At 70.3% G+C, this 417-nt stretch carries 1 pseudogene; it reads left to right on the top strand.

The window, feature by feature from the left end:
* Positions 1-417, top strand: a pseudogene (locus ADK60_RS24930) (DUF11 domain-containing protein); the annotation flags it as partial.

Here is a 417-nt window from a genome sequence, read left to right on the forward strand (position 1 = left end):
GGCCGCCTCGTCGGTGACATGGACGCTCACCGGCACCCTCGACGCCAACGCGACCGTCACACCGACCAACACCGTGACGGTGACCGGTGGCCCCGACCCCGCAACGCCGACCCACACCGCCGTCGCGAGCCCCACCAACTCACCTTCGACGCAGGCGAACCTGACCGTCTCCAAGGCGCTGCTCACCGATCCGGTGGTGCCCGGACAACTGATCCAGTGGCGTGTCACCGTAACCAACAACGGCCCCTCGCGGGCCCGTGACGTGGTCGTCACCGACCAGGTGCCCGCCGGGGTCGGCAACGCCTCGATGAAGGCGGACGCCGACGGAGCCAACTGCCCGATCGACAACGGCACGGCAACCTGCCCCGCCGTCGAGATCCCGGCCGCCTCGTCGGTGACATGGACGCTCACCGGCAC

Source organism: Streptomyces sp. XY431 (assembly GCF_001279805.1).
Lineage (GTDB): Bacteria > Actinomycetota > Actinomycetes > Streptomycetales > Streptomycetaceae > Kitasatospora > Kitasatospora purpeofusca.